The organism is Pseudoxanthomonas sp. USHLN014, from assembly GCF_037153335.1.
Taxonomy (GTDB): domain Bacteria; phylum Pseudomonadota; class Gammaproteobacteria; order Xanthomonadales; family Xanthomonadaceae; genus Pseudoxanthomonas_A; species Pseudoxanthomonas_A winnipegensis.
This window is the reverse complement of the sequence record NZ_JBBCKO010000001.1, coordinates 418,737-439,524: the sequence shown is the minus strand read 5'-3', so window position 1 is coordinate 439,524 and position 20,788 is coordinate 418,737. Positions and strand designations below refer to the sequence as shown.

Annotated in this window: 18 protein-coding genes; 3 read left to right on the top strand and 15 right to left on the bottom strand. The window is 69.1% G+C overall.

Annotated features, from left to right (window positions below; translation table 11 throughout):
- Window positions 1–15 precede the first annotated feature (15 nt).
- The 11 genes from WFQ05_RS02005 to ndk form a co-directional block, all read right to left on the bottom strand.
- Window positions 16–1,236: a low temperature requirement protein A gene (locus WFQ05_RS02005; RefSeq protein ID WP_307184011.1), complete on the bottom strand. Its 1,221-nt coding sequence runs from the start codon at window positions 1,234–1,236 to the stop codon at window positions 16–18.
- Entirely contained in the window at window positions 1,233–1,496 is a 264-nt protein-coding gene (locus WFQ05_RS02000) for a hypothetical protein (RefSeq protein WP_337052408.1), read from the bottom strand. The genes WFQ05_RS02005 and WFQ05_RS02000 overlap by 4 nt, the downstream gene beginning before the upstream one ends.
- 82 nt (window positions 1,497–1,578) lie before the next feature.
- Entirely contained in the window at window positions 1,579–2,673 is a 1,095-nt protein-coding gene (gene moeB, locus WFQ05_RS01995; RefSeq protein WP_337052407.1) for a molybdopterin-synthase adenylyltransferase MoeB, read from the bottom strand.
- Between the two features lie 213 nt (window positions 2,674–2,886).
- Window positions 2,887–4,101, bottom strand: a complete 1,215-nt coding sequence (gene glp / locus WFQ05_RS01990; RefSeq protein WP_337052406.1) for a gephyrin-like molybdotransferase Glp — start codon at window positions 4,099–4,101, stop codon at window positions 2,887–2,889.
- A gap of 4 nt (window positions 4,102–4,105) precedes the next feature.
- Entirely contained in the window at window positions 4,106–5,506 is a 1,401-nt protein-coding gene (gene der, locus WFQ05_RS01985) for a ribosome biogenesis GTPase Der (protein ID WP_130518646.1), read from the bottom strand.
- 163 nt (window positions 5,507–5,669) lie between these two features.
- Window positions 5,670–6,857, bottom strand: coding sequence for an outer membrane protein assembly factor BamB (gene bamB / locus WFQ05_RS01980; protein WP_130522458.1), 1,188 nt, complete (start codon window positions 6,855–6,857; stop codon window positions 5,670–5,672).
- A complete protein-coding gene (locus tag WFQ05_RS01975) occupies window positions 6,857–7,498 on the bottom strand; it encodes a tetratricopeptide repeat protein (protein WP_337052405.1) in 642 nt (213 codons plus the stop codon). The genes bamB and WFQ05_RS01975 overlap by 1 nt, the downstream gene beginning before the upstream one ends.
- Window positions 7,499–7,559: 61 nt before the next feature.
- Window positions 7,560–8,426 carry a RodZ domain-containing protein gene (locus WFQ05_RS01970; RefSeq protein WP_337052404.1) on the bottom strand — a complete coding sequence of 289 codons (867 nt, stop codon included), beginning with the start codon at window positions 8,424–8,426 and terminating at the stop codon, window positions 7,560–7,562.
- The gene (pilW, locus tag WFQ05_RS01965) at window positions 8,426–9,244 is read right to left on the bottom strand and encodes a type IV pilus biogenesis/stability protein PilW (RefSeq protein WP_130531312.1); all 819 of its coding nucleotides are present in this window, start codon (window positions 9,242–9,244) and stop codon (window positions 8,426–8,428) included. The genes WFQ05_RS01970 and pilW overlap by 1 nt, the downstream gene beginning before the upstream one ends.
- Window positions 9,231–10,442: a 23S rRNA (adenine(2503)-C(2))-methyltransferase RlmN gene (gene rlmN / locus WFQ05_RS01960; protein ID WP_130518654.1), complete on the bottom strand. Its 1,212-nt coding sequence runs from the start codon at window positions 10,440–10,442 to the stop codon at window positions 9,231–9,233. Before rlmN ends, pilW begins: the two co-directional genes overlap by 14 nt.
- A gap of 7 nt (window positions 10,443–10,449) precedes the next feature.
- Window positions 10,450–10,875 carry a nucleoside-diphosphate kinase gene (gene ndk, locus WFQ05_RS01955; RefSeq protein WP_130518656.1) on the bottom strand — a complete coding sequence of 142 codons (426 nt, stop codon included), beginning with the start codon at window positions 10,873–10,875 and terminating at the stop codon, window positions 10,450–10,452.
- Window positions 10,876–11,092: 217 nt separating this feature from the next.
- Here ndk and WFQ05_RS01950 point away from each other — a divergent pair, with 217 nt between their 5' ends.
- From WFQ05_RS01950 to WFQ05_RS01940, 3 genes are all read left to right on the top strand, one after another.
- On the top strand, window positions 11,093–11,725 hold the full coding sequence (locus tag WFQ05_RS01950) for a TetR family transcriptional regulator (RefSeq protein WP_130518658.1): 633 nt from the start codon (window positions 11,093–11,095) through the stop codon (window positions 11,723–11,725).
- Window positions 11,726–11,753: 28 nt separating this feature from the next.
- Window positions 11,754–14,174: a 3-hydroxyacyl-CoA dehydrogenase/enoyl-CoA hydratase family protein gene (locus tag WFQ05_RS01945; RefSeq protein ID WP_337052403.1), complete on the top strand. Its 2,421-nt coding sequence runs from the start codon at window positions 11,754–11,756 to the stop codon at window positions 14,172–14,174.
- Window positions 14,175–14,338: 164 nt separating this feature from the next.
- Window positions 14,339–15,547: an acetyl-CoA C-acyltransferase gene (locus WFQ05_RS01940; RefSeq protein WP_337052402.1), complete on the top strand. Its 1,209-nt coding sequence runs from the start codon at window positions 14,339–14,341 to the stop codon at window positions 15,545–15,547.
- Window positions 15,548–15,823: 276 nt separating this feature from the next.
- On the opposite strand, the gene galU is transcribed toward WFQ05_RS01940, so the two are convergent.
- From galU to lapB, 4 genes are read right to left on the bottom strand one after another with little or no spacing between them, the layout of a single operon-like run.
- Entirely contained in the window at window positions 15,824–16,723 is a 900-nt protein-coding gene (galU, locus tag WFQ05_RS01935; protein ID WP_130518664.1) for a UTP--glucose-1-phosphate uridylyltransferase GalU, read from the bottom strand.
- Complete coding sequence (locus tag WFQ05_RS01930) at window positions 16,720–18,630, bottom strand: nucleoside-diphosphate sugar epimerase/dehydratase (protein ID WP_130522451.1); 1,911 nt, start codon at window positions 18,628–18,630, stop codon at window positions 16,720–16,722. Before WFQ05_RS01930 ends, galU begins: the two co-directional genes overlap by 4 nt.
- 7 nt (window positions 18,631–18,637) lie before the next feature.
- On the bottom strand, window positions 18,638–19,609 hold the full coding sequence (locus tag WFQ05_RS01925; RefSeq protein WP_337052401.1) for a glycosyltransferase family 4 protein: 972 nt from the start codon (window positions 19,607–19,609) through the stop codon (window positions 18,638–18,640).
- Complete coding sequence (gene lapB / locus WFQ05_RS01920; protein WP_130518668.1) at window positions 19,609–20,787, bottom strand: lipopolysaccharide assembly protein LapB; 1,179 nt, start codon at window positions 20,785–20,787, stop codon at window positions 19,609–19,611. The genes WFQ05_RS01925 and lapB overlap by 1 nt, the downstream gene beginning before the upstream one ends.
- Window position 20,788 lies beyond the last annotated feature (1 nt).

The following is a 20,788-nucleotide window of genomic DNA, read 5'->3' as shown; positions in this document are numbered from 1 at the left end:
GTGCGCCGTCGCGGATCAGTGTGTGCTGACCTGCTTGTCAGGCGGGCCGCCACGCGCGGCGGTTTCCAGCGACGCCGTGACGATCAGCACCACCGTGGTCAGCGCGTTCAACCACAGCAGCCCCAGCGACTGCGCCAGGCACGCCAGCGGCAGCAGCAACGCAAGCCCGATCAGATGCGAGAGCGGAAAGCGCCCATAGACCGCGCGCTTGTACAGCCCGTTGCCCGCCAGGAACAGTCCGGGCCCGGCCAGCATCACCAGCACGAAGGCCAGCGTCATGTGGCCATGCGGGTGGGCGATCATCAGATCGTTGCCGACCGCGGTGACGATGACGCTGCCGACGATGGCCACGTGCAGGTAGTGGAACAGAGCGCCGTAGCGGCCCGGATCGTCGGCCTGGACGATGACCTCGGTCGCATCGCGCACGGCGATGTTGAAGTACAGCCACCACATGGCCAGGCTGCCGACGAAGGCCGTGGCGAAGGCGATCATCTCCGCCGCGTCCCAGGCCGGCGCATGGGCCAGCGTGGCGCCGGTGATCAGGATCGATTCGCCCAGGGCCACGATCACGAACAGCGCGCAGCGCTCGACCAGGTGGCCTCCCTCGATGGTCCACTCGCGCGCGCTGTCCGACCGGCCCAGGCCGGGCACGGGGAAGCCGAACATCGGCGAGATGTACTCGCACGCCACCGCCAGGCCCCACAGCAGCAGCCTCCAGCCCGGCTCGGCCAGGCCGCCGCCGATCCACAGCGCCGCGCACAGGACGGCCCAGGCCAGGATGCGGCTGAAGTTCGGCCCCAGGGGATGGTCGCCCAGCTGCAGGCGCAGGAACAGCGCGCGCCCCACCTGCATGACCGCATAGCAGCCGGCGAACAGCAGAGCGCGCTCGCCGAAGGCCTCCGGCAGCGCGGCGGCGAACAGCAGCCCCACGCCCATCAGCGCGAACAGCATCACCCGGATCGGCCGGGTCTCCGGGTCGAACCAGTTGGTCATCCAGCAGGTGTACTGCCAGCCCAGCCAGACCGCGAACCATAGCAGCAGCGCCTGGGCCGCCCCCAGCACGGTCAGATGCCCGAGCAGGAAGTGCGAGACCTGGGTGACGGCGAACACGTAGACCAGGTCGAAGAACAGTTCGGCGTAGCTGACCTTGGCCTCGCTGCCATCGCGCACGCGCAGCAGCGGATGCGGCGTGGTCGCGGCCGGGACGTCGCGCACGGGCGCGTGCCCGTGGCTCATGGCGAGACGCCGCGACGCGGCAGCTTGAGCGCCAGCACCCAGGCCAGCGCGACCGGCACGAGGAAGATCAGCGCCTGGATCGGCGCCTCTTCTTCCAGCGTGTAGCCGTGCGCCAGGCCGGTGCGCAGATTCCACAGCACCGCCAGCAGCCACAGCACGGTGAAGCCGATCGCGCCCTGGCGGCGCAGGCGCGCCGGCATGCGCAGCACGATGCCGAGCGCGATCAGCAGCCCGGCCACGATCAGGATCAGGGTACGCATGGGGTGCGGCGCGTCTCAGGCAGGAGGATGGCTGGCACGTTAGCGCAAGGCGGGCGCACGCCGCACCTCTTCGCCGGCCGCCTCAGGATGCCGCGACGCCGCACACCGGACAGTCGGGGTCCGGCGGCAAGGCCAGCTCGTGGAAACGCATGCCCAGCGCGTCGAAGCCCAGCAGCCGACCGGCCAGCGATTCGCCCAGGCCCAGCACCAGCTTGATCGCCTCGGTCGCCTGCAGCAGGCCGATCACGCCGGGCAGCACGCCGAGCACGCCGGCCTGCGCGCAGTTGGGCGCCAGCGCGGGCGGCGGCGGCGCGGGGAACAGGCAGCGGTAGCACGGCACCTGGCCCCGCCGGCGTCCGGCGTCGAACACGCTCACCTGCCCTTCGAAGCGCTGCACCGCCCCGTACACCAGCGGCCTGGCCTGGCGCACGCAGGCGTCGTTGAGCAGATAGCGCGTGGCGAAGTTGTCGGCGCCGTCGATCACCACGTCCACGCCGTCGAGCAGCGCCTCGACGTTGTCGGCCGTGACGCGTGCGGCCACCGCGTCGATGGCGATGTCCGGATTGAGCGCCTGCAGCGTCTGCGCCGCCGAGCTCACCTTGGGCTGGCCGATGCGGTCCTCGCCGTGCAGGATCTGGCGCTGCAGGTTGCTGCGCTCGACCACATCGTCGTCGGCGATGCGCAGCCGGCCCACCCCGGCCGCCGCCAGATAGTAGGCGGCCGGCGATCCCAGCCCGCCGGCGCCGACGATCAGCACGCGCGCATCGCGCAGACGCTGCTGGCCGGCCGGGCCGACTTCCGGCAACAGCAGATGGCGCGAGTAACGCTCTGCGAAGCGCGCCTGCTCGGCGTCAACGAGCGGCATGACCAGGGGCAGACCGTCGGCGATCCAGCGCGTGGTGCCGCCCTCGACCGAGGCCACGCGCAGATAGCCGCGCTCCAGCAACGCCTGCGCGGCGGCGAGCGAGCGCGCCCCGCTCTGGCAGATCAGCAGGACCTCGCGCGACAGATCGGGCAGGTGCGTCTGCGGCGCAGCCTCCAGGACGGCGCGTTCGATGCCCAGCGCGCCTTCGGCCTGGCCCTGCGCGCGTTCGTGCACCTCGCGCACATCGACCAGCACCGCGCCGGTGGCCTGGCGCGCGCGCGCCTGCGCAGGCGTGAGCAGTTCGATCTTCATCCCCAGGATTATCGTCCACGCCGTGTCATGCCGGCATCGGCGCCCCGAGCGCGTAGATCGCACGTCTGCTCGATGCTCGGTGGGCGCTGCCGTCTCCTCCGATCACATCGCGCCCTCCCTGTAGAGCGGAGCTTGCTCCGCTGCTCTTCGTCCGGTTCATGGGAAAGCCCCAGCGGAGCAAGCTCCGCTCTACAGATAGGGCCGCCCCAGCGGTCAGTAGGGCAGCACCGTCACCGGCGTCCCCGCCGCGTAATCTCGCTCGCCGGCCTCCAGCACGATCAGCGCATCGCTGTCGGCCGCCCCGCGCAGCTGGTGCGAGGCCTCGGCCGGATTGGGTTCGACCAGCAGCATGCCCGTCTCGCCGCTGCGCAGCCGCCCGCGCAGGAACTCCAGCCGATCGTGCGTCTTGCGCCAGCCGCTGGCCAGGCAGGCGGTGAACCGCGGGCGCGGCTCCGCCCTGCCCTGCAGCGCATCGATCAGCGGCCGCCCCAGCGCCAGGAAGGTCGCCAGCACCGAGACCGGATTGCCCGGCAGACCGAGCATCAAGGCCCGCTCCAGCGCGCCGAACAGCACCGGCATGCCGGGCTTGATCCGCACCTTCCAGAAATGCACCTGGCCCTGCGCCTGCAGCAACCCGGGCAGCAGATCGCGCTCGCCGGCCGAGACCCCGCCGGCGGTGATCACCAGGTCGAACGCGCTGGCCGCATCGCGCAGCGCGGTCTCCACCCGCTGCGGATCGTCGGGCAGGCGCGGCCAGGCGACCGGCTCCAGGCCGAGCTGGCGCAGCAGGCCCATGAGCAGGTCGCGGTTGCTGTCGTAGATCTGCCCCGGCGCCAGCGGCATGCCCGGCTCGACCAGCTCGTCGCCGGTGGAGAACACGGCCACGGTCGGCTTCGGAAAGACCGCCAGGTCGGCATGGCCGAGCGCGGCGGCCAGCGACACGCGCGCCGGGGTCAGCACCTGGCCGGCCTCCAGCACCTGCGTGCCGGCCTGCACGTCCTCGCCGGCGCGGCGGATGTCGTGGCCCGCCTGGATGCCCGCCGGCACCGTGACGCGCGCGCCATCGACCTGGACCCGCTCCTTCATGACCACCGCATCGGCGCCGCCCGGCAGCGGCGCGCCGGTGGTGATGCGCGCGCACTGGCCGGGCTGCAGCACCAGGCCGGCCTCGGGACCCGCGAACTGCTCGCCGGCCAGCGTCAGTGTGGTCGGCGACTCAGGCGAGAGGTCGGCGCTGCGCACCGCGAAGCCGTCCATGCGGCTGTTGTCGAACGGCGGCAGCGGGAACTCCGCGCCGATCGCCTGCGCCAGCACACGGCCATCGACACGTTGGATCGCCAGCCGCTGCGGCGGCGCGCGATGCTGCGCACCGATCCGCGCCACGATCTCCAGCGCCTGCGTGTAGTCGATGCGCGTGGGGAACGTCATGGGCTTACTTGCCGCGCTTGACGTGGCGGATCAGGCGCTTCTTCTTGGCGATCTGGCGCTCGGTCAGCACGTTCTTCTTGCCCTCGTAAGGGTTGGCGCCCTCGCGGAACAGGAAGCGCACCGGCGTCCCCACCAGCTTGAAGCGCTTGCGGAAGAAATTCTCCAGGTAGCGCTTGTAGGATTCGGGCAGCACCTTCAGGCGCGTGCCGTGGACGATGAACGTCGGCGGGTTCTCGCCGCCCGGATGCACGTAGCGCAGCTTGGAGACATGGCCGCGGATGCTCGGCGGCGGGTTGGATTCGTAGGCGATCTCCAGCGCGGTGTTGACCTCGCTGGTGCTGAAGGTCTTGGTGGCCGAGGCATGCGCGCGGTGGATGGCGCGGAACAGCTCGCGCAGGCCCGAGCCGTGCTTGGCCGAGATGCGCACGGCCTCGGCCCATTCGACGAAGCCCAGCTTGCGCGAGAGCAGCTGTTCGGCCTGCTGGCGCTGGTAGTCGGTCAGCCCGTCCCACTTGTTGACCGCCACCACCAGGGCGCGGCCGGCGTCGAGGATCGCGCCCAGCACGCTGGCGTCCTGGTCGGTCACGCCTTCGCTGGCGTCCAGCAGCAGCACCGCGACCTGGCATTGTTCGATGGCCTGCAGCGTCTTGACGATGGAGAACTTCTCCACCACCTCGTCCACGCGGCCCTTGCGGCGCAGGCCGGCGGTGTCGACCAGCCGGTACAGGCGGCCCTCGCGCTCCAGGTCCACCGCGATGGAGTCGCGCGTGGTGCCCGGCACCTCCGAGGCGATCATGCGCTCCTCGCCCAGCAGGCGGTTGACCAGCGTGGACTTGCCCACGTTGGGCCGGCCGACGAAGGCGATGCGCATGCGCTGGGGGTCTTCGTCCAGCAGTTCGCCGGCGCCCTCGGCCGGGACGCGTTCGAGCACTTCCTCGACCAGTTCGTCCACGCCCTGGCGATGCGCGGCCGACAGGGTCAGCACATCGGCGAAGCCGTAGCGGGCGAAGTCGGCGCGGGCGGCCTCCTCGTCCACACCGTCGATCTTGTTGAGCACCAGCAGGGTCGGCCGCGCGGTCTTGCGCAGCCAGGCCAGGATCTCGTCATCCAGCGCCGAGGCGCCTTCGCGCGCATCGACGATAAACAGCACCAGGTCGGCCTCGGCCGCGGCGGCGCGCGACTGGCGCGCGGTGGCGCCGGCCAGGCCCTCCTCGTCGCCGGCGATGCCGCCGGTGTCGACCAGCACGAACGGGGTCTCGGGCTGCAGCCGGCACACGCCGTAGTTGCGGTCGCGGGTCACGCCGGGCTGGTCGTGCACCAGCGCGTCGCGGGTGCGCGTGAGCGCATTGAACAGCGTGGACTTGCCCACGTTGGGGCGGCCCACCAGGGCGACGAGAGGCAGCATTGGAAACCAGACCTGGAAGGCGAAAAACGAGCGGGGCCGGTGCCGGCGGCCCGCCGCGCGGACCCGGCGGCGCGGCCATGGGCACGCGGCGAAGGCGGCACAGGATACGAAAACGGGGAGCCGGACGCATGTTCCGGCTCCCCGTGGGTCTTGCGTGGAAGGCTTACTTGATGCGGAACGCGGTCAGCTTGCCGTCGATGTTCTGGACCAGCAGCACGCCATCGGCGACCACCGGGGTGGCGCGGATCGGGTCGCCGCCCGCGCGTTCGCGCGCGGCCAGCTCGCCGTTGTCCAGGCGCAGCCAGTGCACGTAGCCGTCGTAATCGCCGACCACCGCGTAGTCGCCCTGCACCGCCGGCGCGGTCAGCGCGCGGCGCAGCAGCTTCTGGTTGGACCACAGCGAACCGCCGCTGGTCTTGTCCAGGGCCCACACCACGCCGCCCTTGTCCGACAGCACGACGCTGGACGGGGCCAGGCCGAGGCCGGCGACGCCGCCCTTGTCGCGGCTCCACATCGGGCGGCCGCTGGGACCGTCGATGGCCAGGGTCGCGTTCTTGTAGCTGGAGGCGTAGAGCGTGGTGCCGTCGATCACCGGCGGCCCGTCCACGTCGGCCATGCGGTCCAGCTCGGTGCGGCCCTCGGGCTGGCCCACGGTCTGGTCCCACAGCGCATGGCCGTCGTTGAGCGCCAGCGCGGTCATGGTGCCGTCGTCGTTGCCCACGAACACCAGGCCCGGGCCCAGCGTGACCGGGCCGTTGCCGCGCACGGTCAGCGCCGGCTGCTCGCGGTTCCAGAACCAGCGGCGCACGCCGTCGGTCACCTGGAAGCACAGCACCTGGCCGTCGTTGGCGTGCACCAGCACGTTGCCCTGGCCGATGGTCGGCGGGGCGATGATCTCGTTGCTGGCTTTGGCGGTCCACTTCTCCTCGCCCGTGGCCGGGTCCAGCGCGAAGAGCTTGCCCGACAGCGTGCCGACCACCACCAGCCCGTCGCCGGCGCCGACGGCCGAGACGCGCTCGTCCTTCATCTTGTGGTGCCACAGCTCCTTGCCGGTCTGCAGATCCAGCGCCTTGACCCCGCCCTCGATCGCCGCGGCGTAGACGTGGCCGTCGGCCACGGCCGGGCCCTCGCGCACGCCGAGCAGCTTCTCGCCCTTGCCCACGCTGGTGGACCAGAGCTTGTCGATCTGGATGCTGGGCTCGAACTTCTCCAGCTTGACCGGCTCGGTGGCGGCCTTCTCGGCGGCCTTCTTGTCGTCGGTGAACCAGCCCTTGACCGTGCTGCAACCGGACAGGACCGCCACCAGCGCGACCACGGCGGCCGCACGCTTCATGTTCACAACCACTTTCATCAGATCGACTCCGCGGACCCGGGCGGCGTGCCGCCGGCGTTGGTGAGCTTGATTTCGACCATCTGGCGCTGCGGCGAGGCCACGTCCAGGCTGGTCAAGGCTTTCAGATAGGTCTCGCGGGCCTGGTCGCGCTTGCCCGCCAGGAACAGCGCATCGCCGCGCACTTCCAGCGCCGAGGCGCTGTCGTAGGAGGCCAGCAGCTTGATCGCCTCGTCCTGCTTGCCCGCGGCATTGAGCAGGCGCGCGGCGTGCAGGTCGGCGTACGGCTTGACCGGCGAATCGGCCTTGACCGCCTTGAGCGTCGCCAGCGCGGCGTCGTTCTGCTTGGCCTTGACCTGCGCCTGGGCCAGCTGCAGCAGCGCCAGCTCGGTGTAGATCGAATCGGCGTCGTGCTTCTGCAGCGCGGCGACCTTGTCCTGCGCGGCCTTCAGATCGGCGCCGCCGATGGCCTTGACCGCCTCGGCGTAGCTGGCATAGCCGGCCTGCGACTGCTGCTCGCGGTGCTGGCCGTACCACTTCCATCCGAAGATCAGCGCCAGCCCCAGCGCGATACCGCCGATAATCCCGGCGCCGTTGTTCTTGAGCCAATTGCGGACGCGCTCACTCTGCTCGTGCTCGTCCAGCAGGTCATCGATTGCCATGCGTACTCTCGCCCCGCCATTGCGCGGGGTCATCTAATTGCGACAGGTGGACCCTCGCGGGTCAGTCCTGAACCGGCGCGAGTGATCCGTCGGAGGATACCGCAAAGCGTGCCACGTTGGCCCGCTGATACGGCGTCAGGTCCACCGTACTCCCGGCTCGCTGAACCTGAACCGCGTTCGCATTGCCCAGTTTGACCCGGGCCACCTGCCCGGCCTGGAAGCTGCGCGTCTGGCCGGCCTTGAGCAGGCCGCGCTCCAGACTCTGGCCATCGGGGCCCTGCACGTCGACCCAGCTGTCGCCGCTGAAGGTGAGCGTCAGCGCGGCGGCGGCCGGCGGGGTCTCACGGGTCAGGCGCGGTGCCATCGAGGCGGTGATCGGGGCGTTGTCCGGCTCGACCTGCGGCGCGGGCGCCGGGGCGGCCACGGGCGCGGCGGCGGTGACGTTGGAGGGCGCCAGCGGCGCCATCGCCTTGGGCACTTCGTCCAGCGAGGCGGTCTTCAGTGCCGGCTTGCCAGAATTGTTGGAGACCACCAGCCAGAACGGCACGGCGAAGAAGCACACCGTGATCACCACATACACCGCGCGGCGCGCGGTGGACTCCAGCACGCGCTGATAGCGCGGGGTGTGGGTGCGGCTGACCAGCTCCACCGGGCGCACGGCCTGCAGCAGCGACTGGTCCAGGTAGGCGCCGATGTCCACGCCCAGGGCGCGGGCGTAGCTGCGCACGTGGCCGCGGACGAAGACCGGGGCGCCCAGCGCCTCCCACTGGCCGGATTCGAGAATCTCGACCACCCTGGCCGGCACCTTGAGCCTGGTGCCCGCCTGGGCGACGGTCATGCCCTGCTGCTCGCGCGCCTGGCGCAGCAGCGAGGCGATCTGCGCCTGCTGCGCTTCGCCGGATGCGGGTTGGGTCGTGTTGCGATCCATCATGGTCTTGCACTATCCCCGGGACTTGCCGCAGCGGCTTGTGGGAACTCCGCCCGCAGACGCTGTCGATATCTCTCGGCGGCAGCCTTGTCGCCAAGCCTGTTCTCAATGTCAGCCGCAAGTTGTAACACGCTTGCGTCAACGGGTGCAGCCGCGATGCGCCGCTCGATGAAGGCGCGCGCGTCCATGTCGTGGCCGATACGGTGTTCGTTGCGCGCCATCGACAGCAGCGCATAGGCATTGTTCGGGTCCAGCGCCAGCGCCTTGCGCAGGTCGCGCTCGACCCGCTCGTACTGGCCGGTCTGCAGGGCACAGCCGCCGGCGTTGGCCAGGGCCGCGGCCGGGGTCGGATAGCCCGGCGCGGCGATGGCGCGGTCGAACCAGACCAGCGCCTCGGCCGGATAGCCGTTGGCGCACAGCCAGGCGCCGTAGTTGTTCATCATGCCGCCGTCCTGCGGCGCCAGTTCGGCCGCCTGACGGTAGTGCTCGCCGGCGCCCTTGGTGTCGCCGCGCGCGCCGTCGACGATGGCCAGGATGGTATGGGCCGCGGCGGACTTCGGGTTGGCGCGCAGCACCTTGTTCGACTCGCGCTCGGCGGTGTCCAGGTCGCCCACGCGCAGGCGCTGCTCGGCCATGCCCAGCGATTCGCTCTCCTCGATCCGCTTGCGCGTGGCCTTGTCGTCGCTAACGTGGTAGTCGCTGGCCGGCGTCTGCACCGGCTTGACCCCGCCCTTGGGCCGCACGAAGGTCAGCCGCGAGCAGCCGGTCGCGGCCACGGCCACGAGCAGCCCGGCGAGCAGGAGGTTATGCGGCCGCATCGCCCAGGCCCTGCTCGCGCAGCTGGCGGTTGAACTCGGCCTGGCGCCGGGTGCGGTCCATGACCTGCCCCTTGAGCTGGCCGCAGGCCGCATCGATGTCGTCGCCGCGGGTGCGGCGCACCATCGTCAGCACCTGCGCATCGAGCAGGATCTTCTGGAACGCGCGGATCTGCGCCTCGTCCGAGCGCTCGTAGCGCGTGCCCGGGAAGGGATTGAACGGGATCAGATTGACCTTGCCCGCTTCACGCGACTGCATCTGGTTGCCGAACTGGCGCATCAGCCGCGCCAGCGAACGGGCGTGCTCGGGCTGGTCATTGACGCCCTTCATCAGGGTGTACTCGAAGGTGATCGAGTCGCGCTTGGGGCTGGCCTTGAGATAGCGGGCACAGGCGGCCATCAGCTGCTCGACCGGGTACTTCTTGTTGAGCGGCACCAGCTGGCTGCGCAGCTCGTCCTGCGCCGCATGCAGGGAGACCGCCAGCGACACGTCGCTCTCGGTGGAGAGGCGGTCGATCATCGGCACCATGCCGGCGGTGGACAGCGTCACGCGCTTGCTGGCCAGGCCGTAGCCCAGGTCGTCGCGCATGATGCTCATGGCACGCACGACGTTGTCGAAATTGGCCAGCGGCTCGCCCATGCCCATCATCACCACGTTGGTGAGGCGGCGGATCTGCGCCGGCACGTTGCCCAGGTGGCGCGCGGCCACCCAGACCTGGCCGATGATCTCGGCCGTGGACAGGTTGCGGTTGAAGCCCTGCGTGGCGGTCGAGCAGAACTGGCAGTTCAGCGCGCAACCGACCTGCGAGGACACGCACAGCGTGCCGCGGGTCTTGTCCGGGATGTAGACCGTCTCGATGGCGTTCTTGCCATCGGCGCCCATCGACAGCAGCCACTTGTGCGTGCCGTCGGCGGAGGGCTTGTCGAACACCACGTTCGGCACCACCACCTCGGCGTGCTGCTGCAGCTTGGCGCGCAGCGGCTTGCCCAGGTCGGTCATGCCGTCGAAGTCGGTGACGTAGCGGTGATGGATCCACTTCATCACCTGGTGGGCGCGGTAGCGCTTCTCGCCGAGGGTCTCCTCGAAGAAGCGCTCCAGGCCGGCCCGGTCCAGGTCGAGCAGATTCTGCTTGCGCGCCGGCGCACCGGCGAGCGGCTCGCCGGTGGTGGTCACGCTGGGAATCGGCGCGATCTGGCTCATCGAAGGCTCAGCGCGAGACCACTTCGGTGGCGGCGAACCAGTACGCCACTTCGATCGCCGCGTTCTCCAGCGAGTCCGAACCGTGGGCGGCGTTGGCGTCGATCGAGTCGGCGAAGTCGGCGCGGATGGTGCCCGGCGCGGCGTCCTTCGGATTGGTGGCGCCCAGCAGCTCGCGGTGCGCGGCCACGGCGTTCTCGCCTTCCAGCGCCTGGATCATCACCGGGCCGGAGATCATGAACTCGACCAGCGCGTTGAAGAACGGGCGGTCCTTGTGCACGGCGTAGAAGCCCTCGGCCTCGCGGCGCGACAGCTGCTTGTACTTGGCGGCCACGATCTTCAGGCCGGCCTTCTCGAAACGGGCGTAGATCTCGCCGATGACGTTCTTGGCGACGGCGTCGGGCTTGATGATGGACAGGGTGCGCTCCAGCGCCATGAGAGTTCTCCGAAGTTCGGGGCCAGGGTCGACCCAAGTTGGCTTAAGAAAAAACCCGCGTGGAAACGCGGGCTTGAATTTGATTTCTGCGGCAATTCTAACGGATTGCAATGCCACTTGCATCTGTCAGCGGGCAGCTTTGACGCAGTGCAACATGACATCGGGATCGGGCTCGGCGCAAACTCAAACAAGCGTTTGATTCAGAGCCCCCGTTCGCATGGTCACCGGCACCCAGTTCTCGACCAAGGACCGCATTCTCGGCGCCGCCGAGGAGCTGTTCGCCCTGCATGGCTTCGCCGGCACCTCCCTGCGCCAGGTCACCACCCGGGCCGACGTCAACATCGCCGCGGTCAACTATCACTTCGGCTCCAAGGAGAACCTGGTCAACGAGGTCTTCCGCCGGCGCATGGACGTGATGACCGCCGCACGCCTGGGCCAGCTGGAACAGGCCCTCAAGCGGCCCGGCGAGCTGGAGCCCATCCTGGCCGCCTTCGTCGAACCGGCCCTGGCCATGGCCCAGGACGGCCAGGGCGGCGGCGCCTTCGTGCGCGTGATCGCCCGCGCCTACGCCGAGAAGAACGACAACCTGCGCAAGTTCCTCTCCGACCACTACGGCCATGTCCTGCGCGAATTCGCCAAGGCCATCGCCGCCTGCCTGCCGGGCCTGAGCAAGCAGGAGCTGTACTGGCGCCTGGACTTCCTGGCCGGCGCCCTGACCTATGCCATGGCCGACTTCGGCCTGATCAAGCGTCCCGCCGGCGTCACCGAAGCGGCGCATCGTGAACTGGCCGCCCGTGAACTCATCCGCTTCGCCGAGGCCGGCTTCCGCGCCGGCAGCGTCCAAGCGTAATTTCAATCAAAACAAAGGTTTGTTGAATATGTCTGAGAAACTGCTTGTACGCCGCGCCGCCGTGCTCGGCGCCGGCGTGATGGGCGCGCAGATCGCGGCCCACCTGACCAATGCGGGCGTGGACACGATCCTGTTCGACCTGCCCGCCAAAGAGGGGCCGGCCAGCGGCATCGTGCTCAAGGCCATCGCCAACCTGGGCAAGCTCTCCCCCGCCCCGCTGGCGGCCAAGGGCCTGGCCGAGGCCATCACCCCGGCCAACTACGGCAGCGACCTGGGCCTGCTGCGCGGCTGCGACCTGATCATCGAGGCCATCGCCGAGCGCATGGACTGGAAGCAGGACCTCTACGCCAAGATCGCCCCGTACGTGGCCGATCACGCCGTGCTGGCCTCCAACACCTCGGGCCTGGGCATCAACAAGCTGGCCGAGGTGCTGCCCGAGCAGCTGCGCCACCGCTTCTGTGGCGTGCACTTCTTCAACCCGCCGCGCTACATGCATCTGGCCGAGCTGATCCCGGCCAAGGGCACCGACAAGGCGGTGCTCGAGGGCCTGGAGAGCTTCCTGGTCACCACGCTGGGCAAGGGCGTGGTCTATGCCAAGGACACGCCGAACTTCATCGGCAACCGCATCGGCGTGTTCTCGATCCTGTCCACCATCCACCACACCCAGGAATTCGGCCTGGGCTTCGACGAGGTCGACGGCCTGACCGGTCCGCTGGTCGGCCGGCCGAAGTCGGCCACCTACCGCACCTCCGACGTGGTCGGCCTGGACACCATGGCCCATGTCATCAAGACCATGGCCGACACCCTGCCCGACGACCCGTGGCATGCGTTCTTCAAGTCGCCCAAGTGGCTGGAGGCCCTGATCGCCAAGGGCGCGCTGGGCCAGAAGACCGGCGCGGGCATCTTCCGCAAGGTCGGCAAGGACATCGTGGTGCTGGACCTGGAGCAATTGAAGAGTCTGGCCAAGGATGGCCAGGCTTCTGCGGAGGGATCCGCAGGTGCCTACCGCACGGCCGACCGTGGCGCCGCGCCGGAAGTGGTCGAGATCCTGAAGATCAAGAACCCGGCCGAGAAGTTCGCCAAGCTGCGCGAGAGCCAGCACCCGCAGGCCCAGTTCCTGTGGGCGACCTTCCGCGACCTGTTCCACTACAGCGCCTACCACCTGGCCGATATCGCCGAGACTGCGCGCGATGTGGACCTGGCCATCCGCTGGGGCTACGGCTGGTCGCTGGGCCCGTTCGAGACCTGGCAGGCCGCCGGCTGGAAGCAGGTGGCGCAGTGGATCGCCGACGACATCGCCGCCGGCAAGAGCATGAGCAGCGCGCCGCTGCCGAACTGGGTGTTCGACGGCCGCGACGGCGTGCACGGCGCGGAAGGCTCCTACAGCCCGGCCAAGGACGCCAAGCTGCCGCGCTCGGCGCTGCCGGTCTACAAGCGCCAGCGCTTCCCCGATCCGGTACTGGGCGAGCAGTACCCGCAGGGCGAGACGGTCTACGAGAACGACGGCGTACGCCTGTGGCACGACGGCGACGAGGTGGCCGTGGTCAGCTTCAAGACCAAGATGCACACCGTCTCGGACCAGGTGCTGGACGGGCTGCAGGAAGCCGTCGGCCGCGCCGAGCGCGACTTCAAGAGCCTGGTGATCTGGCAGCCCAAGGAGCCCTTCTCCGCCGGCGCCGATCTGGCCGGTGCCCTGGGCGCGCTGCAGGCGGGCAAGATCGCCGAGTTCGAGGCGATGGTCGCCAACTTCCAGGCCACCAGTCAGCGCATCAAGTATTCGCTGGTGCCGGTCGTGGCCGCCGTGCGCGGCCTGGCCCTGGGCGGTGGCTGCGAGTTCCAGATGCACAGCGCCAAGACCGTGGCCGGTCTGGAGAGCTATATCGGCCTGGTCGAGGCCGGCGTGGGCCTGCTGCCCGCCGGCGGCGGCCTGAAGGAACTGGCCGCGCGCGCCTCGGCGGCCGCGGGGCCTGGCGGCGATGTGTTCGCCGAGCTGAAGAAGACCTTCGAGACCATCGCCATGGCCAAGGTCTCCAATTCGGCCGTCAATGCCCAGGAGCTGGGCCTGCTGCGTCCGACCGACAAGATCGTGTTCAACGCCTACGAGTCGCTGTACATCGCCAAGCAGGAGGCGGCGGCGCTGGCCGAGTCCGGCTATCGCCCGCCCCTGCCCGCGCGCCGCATCCAGGTCGCCGGCGACGTCGGCATCGCCACCTTCAAGATGATGCTGGTCAACATGCTGGAAGGCCGCTTCATCAGCGAGTACGACTACGAGATCGCCACCCGCATCGCCACCGTGCTGTGCGGCGGCGAAGTGGATCGTGGCGCGGTGGTGGACGAGGACTGGCTGCTCAGGCTGGAGCGTCGCCACTTCGTCGAACTGGCCCAACAGGAAAAGACCCAGGCGCGGATTGGGCACATGCTCAAGACGGGTAAGCCGCTTAGGAACTGAGATTGGGGATTTGGGATTGGGGATTCGTAAAAGCGGATCTCCTTCCCACTACCACTCTCGCCTCCAACAAATTCATCCGCCGGGCAGATGCATTCGGACACCAGGATCCGCTCCAACGAATCCCCACTCCCGAATCCCCAATCCCGGCTCTCGGAGAAAGCCAAATGACCAAGCAGATCCAGGACGCCTACATCGTCGCCGCCACCCGCACGCCGGTCGGCAAGGCGCCCAAGGGCATGTTCCGCAACACCCGTCCCGACGACATGCTCGCCCACGTGCTCAAGGCCGTGGTCGCACAGGCTCCGGGCATCGACCTGGGCCGCATCGACGACGCCATCATAGGCTGCGCCATGCCCGAGGGCGAGCAAGGCATGAACGTGGCGCGCATCGGCGTGCTGCTGGCCGGCCTGCCCAACACCGTGGCCGGCCAGACCATCAACCGCTTCTGCTCCTCCGGCCTGCAGGCCGTGGCGCTGGCGGCCGACCAGATCCGCCTGGGCAATGCCGACCTGATGCTGGCCGGCGGCACCGAATCGATGTCGATGGTGCCGATGATGGGCAACAAGATCGCCCTGTCGCCGTCCGTGTTCAAGGACGACCACGTCGCCATCGCCTACGGCATGGGCATCACCGCCGAGAAGGTGGCCGAGGAATGGAAGGTCTCGCGCGAGGAGCAGGACGCCTTCGCCCTGGCCTCGCACCAGAAGGCCATCGCCGCGATCCAGGCCGGCGAGTTCGCCGCGGAGATCACCCCGTACGAGATCCACTCCTACCAGCCCAATCTCGCCGACGGCAACACCATCGCCCTGCGCAAGCTGCGGGTGGAACACGACGAAGGTCCGCGCCCGGACAGTTCGCTGGAAGGCCTGGCCAAGCTGCGCCCGGTGTTCCGCAACGGCCAGTTCGGCGGCAGCGTCACGGCCGGCAACTCCTCGCAGATGAGCGACGGCGCCGGTGCGGTGCTGCTGGCCTCCGAGCAGGCGATCAAGGACTACGGGCTGACCCCGCTGGCGCGCTTCGTCAGCTTCTCCGTGGCCGGCGTACGCCCGGAAGTGATGGGCATCGGCCCGATCGCGGCGATCCCCAAGGCGCTCAAGCAGGCCGGCCTGACCAAGGACCAGCTGGACTGGATCGAGCTCAACGAGGCTTTCGCCGCGCAGTCGCTGGCGGTGATCCGCGACAGCGAGCTCGACCCGTCCAAGGTCAATCCGCTGGGCGGCGCCATCGCCCTGGGCCACCCGCTGGGCGCGACCGGCGCGATCCGCACCGCGACCATCGTCCACGGCCTGCGCCGCCGCCAGCAGAAGTACGGCATGGTGACCATGTGCATCGGTACCGGCATGGGCGCGGCGGGCATCTTCGAAGCGCTTTGAGACTGGGCGTTGGGGTACACCCCGTCCGACCACACCGCCGTAGGCGCTAGTGGCAGCCGTGCGTGGAAGATCAGCAATAGTGATCAGCGGCGGTGATGGAGTTCGGTGTTGTTGTGGGAGCCGCCATGGCGGCTCCCACGGCATCAGTTCGCAGCGAACGTTGCGCCGGTGAGATCGTCGGCCCGAGCCTCGCCTGAGGCGTCCGGGCCTGGAAACGAAGAAGGCGGCCCATGGCCGCCTTTTTCGTGGTCGGAGCTAGCCCGCGCGCGAACGGACTCAGTCCTCGCGCACACCCAGTTCCTTGAGCGCTTCGCGCATCGCCTTGGCCGCCGCTTCGCCGATCTTCTCGCTGTGCAGGGCGTAGCTGATGGTCGCCTCGACCAGGCCGATGTGCGCGCCGCAGTCGAAGCGCGTGCCCTTGAAGCGATACGCATGCACCGGCTTCTGCTGGAGCAGCGTGGCGATCGCATCGGTCAGCTGGATCTCGCCGCCGGCGCCCGGCTTGGTGGCTTCCAGCAGCTTGAAGATGCTGCCGTCGAGCACGTAACGGCCGACCACGCCCAGGTTGCTCGGCGCATCGGCCGGCTTGGGCTTCTCCACCATGGCGGTGATCTTGCCGCTGCGGTCGTTGAACGCCTCGGTGGCGACGATGCCGTAGCTGTCGGTCTTGTCCGGGGCGACGTCCTGCACCGCGATCTGGCTGGCGCCGGTGGCCTCATGGGCATCGGCCATCTGCTTGAGCGCGCCGGCGCCGCTGCGGTTGACGATGAGATCGTCCGGCAGCATCACCGCGAACGGCTCCTCGCCCACGATCGGCTTGGCGCACAGCACCGCATGGCCCAGGCCCAGCGCCTCGGGCTGGGTGACGAAGATCGCGCGCACGCCATCGGGTAGCGGCTTGCGCACTTTCTCCAGCAGCTCGTGCTTGCCGGACTGCTCCAGGCGGTGCTCGAGCTCGTAGGCCTTGTCGAAGTAATCGCCGATGGCGTGCTTGTAGCGGTTGGTGACGAAGATCAACGTATCGCAACCGGCCTCGACCGCCTCATCGACGGCGTACTGGATCAACGGCCGGTCGATGATCGGCAGCATCTCCTTCGGCACGGTCTTGGTGGCCGGCAGAAAGCGCGTGCCAAGTCCGGCGACGGGGAAGACTGCCTTGCGAATACGTTGGGTCATCGGTGGTTCCTGGCCTCTCGAGTGGGGAATTGGACGACGGTGTTCATGGCCTCGTGCTCCGGCGCCGGGATGAACTCCGGAATCGCCGCATGCAGCACGCGGCGCATGGTTTCATCATCGTAATCGGCGACAGCTTGACGCAGCTGTTGCAATGCCCGCGTGACAGCCTCGAGCGAGACGTCGCGGGCGCGGGCCTCGAGGATCTTCGAATGCGCGGTCGGCCGGTACAGCTCCTCGGCATGGAACAGCGTCTCGTGCAGCTTCTCGCCGGGACGCAGGCCGGTATAGGTGATGGCGATATCGCGCCCTGGCTGCTTGCCCGCCAGGCGGATCATCTGCTCGGCCAGGATGCGGATCGGGATCGGCTCGCCCATGTCCAGTGTGTAGATCGAGGCGTGCGCGGCGCTGGCGGCTGCCTGCACGATCAGCTGGCAGGCCTCGGGGATGGTCATGAAGTAACGGGTGACGTCCGGGTGGGTCACCGTGACCGGGCCGCCGGTGCGGATCTGCTCGCGGAACAGCGGCACCACCGAACCGGCCGAGTCCAGCACGTTGCCGAAGCGCACCGTGGTGAAACGCGTGCCGCCACCCCGTTCGTCCAGGCTCTGGCAGGTCATCTCCGCCAGGCGCTTGCTGGCGCCCAGCACGTTGGCCGGGTCTACCGCCTTGTCGGTGGAAATGAAGACGAAGGTGCCGACCTTGGCCTCGCGGCAGGCCCGCGCCATGGTCTCGGTCACCAGCACGTTGTTGCGGATCGCCTCGCGCAGCTGGCCTTCGAGCAGCGGCACATGCTTGTAGGCGGCCGCGTGGAAGACCGCGTCGGGCTGGACGATGGCCAGCGCGCGGCGGATGGCCGCCGGATCGCCGCAGTTGCCCAGGAACGGGATCACTTCCAGATCGGGGAAGGCCTTGGTCAGCGCCTGGTGCGAGCGGATCAGCGCCCATTCGCTGATTTCCATCAGCGCGATGCGGGCGGCCCCGTGGCGCGCGCACTGCCGGCACAGCTCCGAGCCGATCGAACCACCGGCGCCGGTCACCAGCACCGTGCGGCCACCCAGCCAGCCGCGGATCAGCTTCCAGTCCGGGGTCACCGGCTTGCGGCCGAGCAGGTCGTCGATCGCGACCTCCTTCAGCTCGCCCGGCATCGAGCGGCCTTCCAGGATGTCGACCAGACGCGGCACTGTGCGGAACGGCAGCCCGGCGTTCTCGCAGATGCCGACCACACGCTGCATCTGCGAGGCGTCCAGCGAGGGCATGGCGATCACCACCAGGCGCGCGGCGGTTTCGCGCGCGATGTTGGCGGCATCGTCCAACTTGCCCAGCACCGGCACGCCACGCAGCTTGGTGCCCTGCAGCTTCTCGTCGTCGTCCAGCAGGCCGACCGGCTCCCAGGCGCCACTACGGCGCAGGTCGCGCAGCAGCGCCTCGGCGGCGCGGCCCGCGCCCAGGATCAGCACGCGCTTGGCGCGCACATCGACCGCGTCGGCGACCTGATGGTCCTTCCAGGCCCGATAGAGCAGCCGCGGCAGGCCGAGCAGGCCGACAAGTCCGAACGGGTACAGCAGCAGCGCCGCGCGCGAGACCGCGTCGATGCGGTTGTAGATCACCAGGCAGATGGCTATGGCGAGCAGGCCGATCAGGCCCGCCTTGAAGATGTTGGCCAGGTCAGGGACGCTGGCGAAGCGCCACAGGCCGCGATACAGGCCGACGCGCCAGAACACGATGCCCTGCGCGATCAGGACGATGGCGCTTTCGGTGGACCACCACGGCAGCGGCGGCGCGCCCGGCACCATGGCGTAGCGCAGCCAATGCAGTCCGTGCCAGCACAGCCACACCATCAGCAGGTCGTGGCACACGATCGCCACGCGCGGCACGGCGACCGAGAGGCGCGAGCGCCAATTCTTCATGCAGTCCTCATCCCTGGAATTCGGTCCTGGCCTGCAGCCGCACCCAAGTCCATGAGGCGAAGGCAAAGCAAGTTGCTGCGATCACCAGGGCGGACCATCCGTCCCAGTGCCATGACATCACCATCATGATCGTAGCGGTCAGCGTGAAGATGGCACAAGCGGCTGTCACCCTGGTATGCCCCAGACGACGGGCGGTGCGCTGGTAGGCGTGCGTGGTATGCGGCTGCCACCACGGCTCGCGAGACAGTACACGACGTGAAAGGGTGAAACCCGCGTCAACGCTGAACATGGTCAGCGGCAGCAGCACCAGGATCGGCGATGCAGCCTGCGCGGCTGCCACCGCTGTAAGCGCTGCCAAGGCGTATCCCAAGGCGCCGCTGCCGACATCTCCCAGGAAAATGCGGGCCCGCGGAAAGTTGAACGGGAGAAAACCTAGACAGCCTGCGCACAGCGTCAGCGCCAGCAGGGACCAGCCCGAAGGCAGCACCAGCGCGAACCCGGCCGCGGCGATCGCGGCCTGGCTCGCCGCCAGCCCGTTGATGCCGTCCATGAAATTCCAGATGTTGATCAGGCTGGCGGCCAGGACGAAGCCGGCCACGACCAGCCAAATTGCATACCCCAGCCGCCACAGCGCGATCGCCAGCAGCGCGGCCGCGATCAGGTGGATGGAGAAGCGCAGCCGCGCCGAAAGCGGGCGATGGTCGTCCAGCCAGCCGATGCCGGCGACCAGGGCGAAGCCCACCGCGAACAAGACGATGGGTGTGCCCTGCCCTGCGTCCGCGTTCCAGGCCTGCCAGACGCAGCCCAGCAGCACGACCGCCACGATGGCGATCCCGCCGCCGCGTGGGGTGGCGATCTGATGACTGCGCCGCTCGCCCGGCGCATCCATCAGCCCACGCCGCAGCGCGTAGAGGCGCGTCAACCAGGTCAGTAGCGCGGCAAGCGCGGTCAGACCCACGCCATAGACCAGGACCGGCATCAGACGACGGCGTAGTTCAGCAGCGGCTTGACCGTGCCCCACTCCTTGCAGCTCGGGCATTGCCAGTGGTGGGTACGCGCGCCGAAGCCGCAGCGCGTGCAGCGATAGCTGGGATTGCGCACCAGCAGCTGGTCGGTGATGTGCTTGAGGTCGTGCAGGGTGGCGTCCGCATCGGTGCCCTCGGACAGGGTCAGGTCGATCAGCGCCGCCTCGCCGCGCACCGAAGGCCGGTCCTTCAGCTGGCGCGCCAGGTAGACGCGCGCCTGGTGCAGGCCATCGTGGCGCTCGACCAGCCGGGTCAGCGCCAGCACCGGCGCGATGCCGCGATAGTGCTCGCACATCTCCGACAGGAAGGCGCGCGCGCCCGGCACGTCGCCCACCTGCTCGTAGCTGGCCAGCAGCCCGGGCAGGATTTCGGGCAGGTAGTCCGGGTCGTGACGCGCGGCGCGCTCGAAGGCGCGGATCGCGGCCTCCGGGTGGCCGGCCTCGACCTCCAGGCGCCCTTCCAGGATACCGGCGCGCACGCTCTTGGCGTCGGCCTGATAGGCGCGCGCGACGGCGGCGCGCGCGGCCTCGACATCGTTGGCCGTGCGATAGCGCTCGGCCAGCTCGCACTGGAACATCGCCACCAGCTTGCCCATCGGCTCGCCGGTGACTTCCTCATAGCGCGTGGCATTGTCGATCGCCTTCTCCCAGTCGCGTTCGGCCTGGTAGATGCTGATCAGGTGACGCAGCGCCTGCGGGGCGCGCTGGTCGATGCGCGCCAGGTCGGTGAATACCGTCTCGGCGCGGTCGAGCAGGCCCGAGCGCATGTAGTCCTCGCCCAGCGCCAGCAGGGCCTGCACGCGCTGGGCGTCGGTCAGGTCGTTGCGCTGGACCAGCCCCTGGTGCAGGCGGATGGCGCGATCGACCTCACCGCGGCGGCGGAACAGATGGCCCAGGGCGACCTGCGTCTCGAAGGTCTCCTTGTCCAGCTCGGCAACATGCAGGAACAGCTCGATGGCCTTGTCGTTTTGCTCGTTGAGCAGATAGTTCAGGCCGCGGAAGTAGGTGCTGGACAGGTGGCTGACCTGGGTGACGTTGTGGCGCTGGCCGCCACGACGGCCGATCACCCAGCCCACCAGTGCCGCCAGCGGCACGAACAGGATGAACCAGAACCACTGGTCGAGAAATTCCATC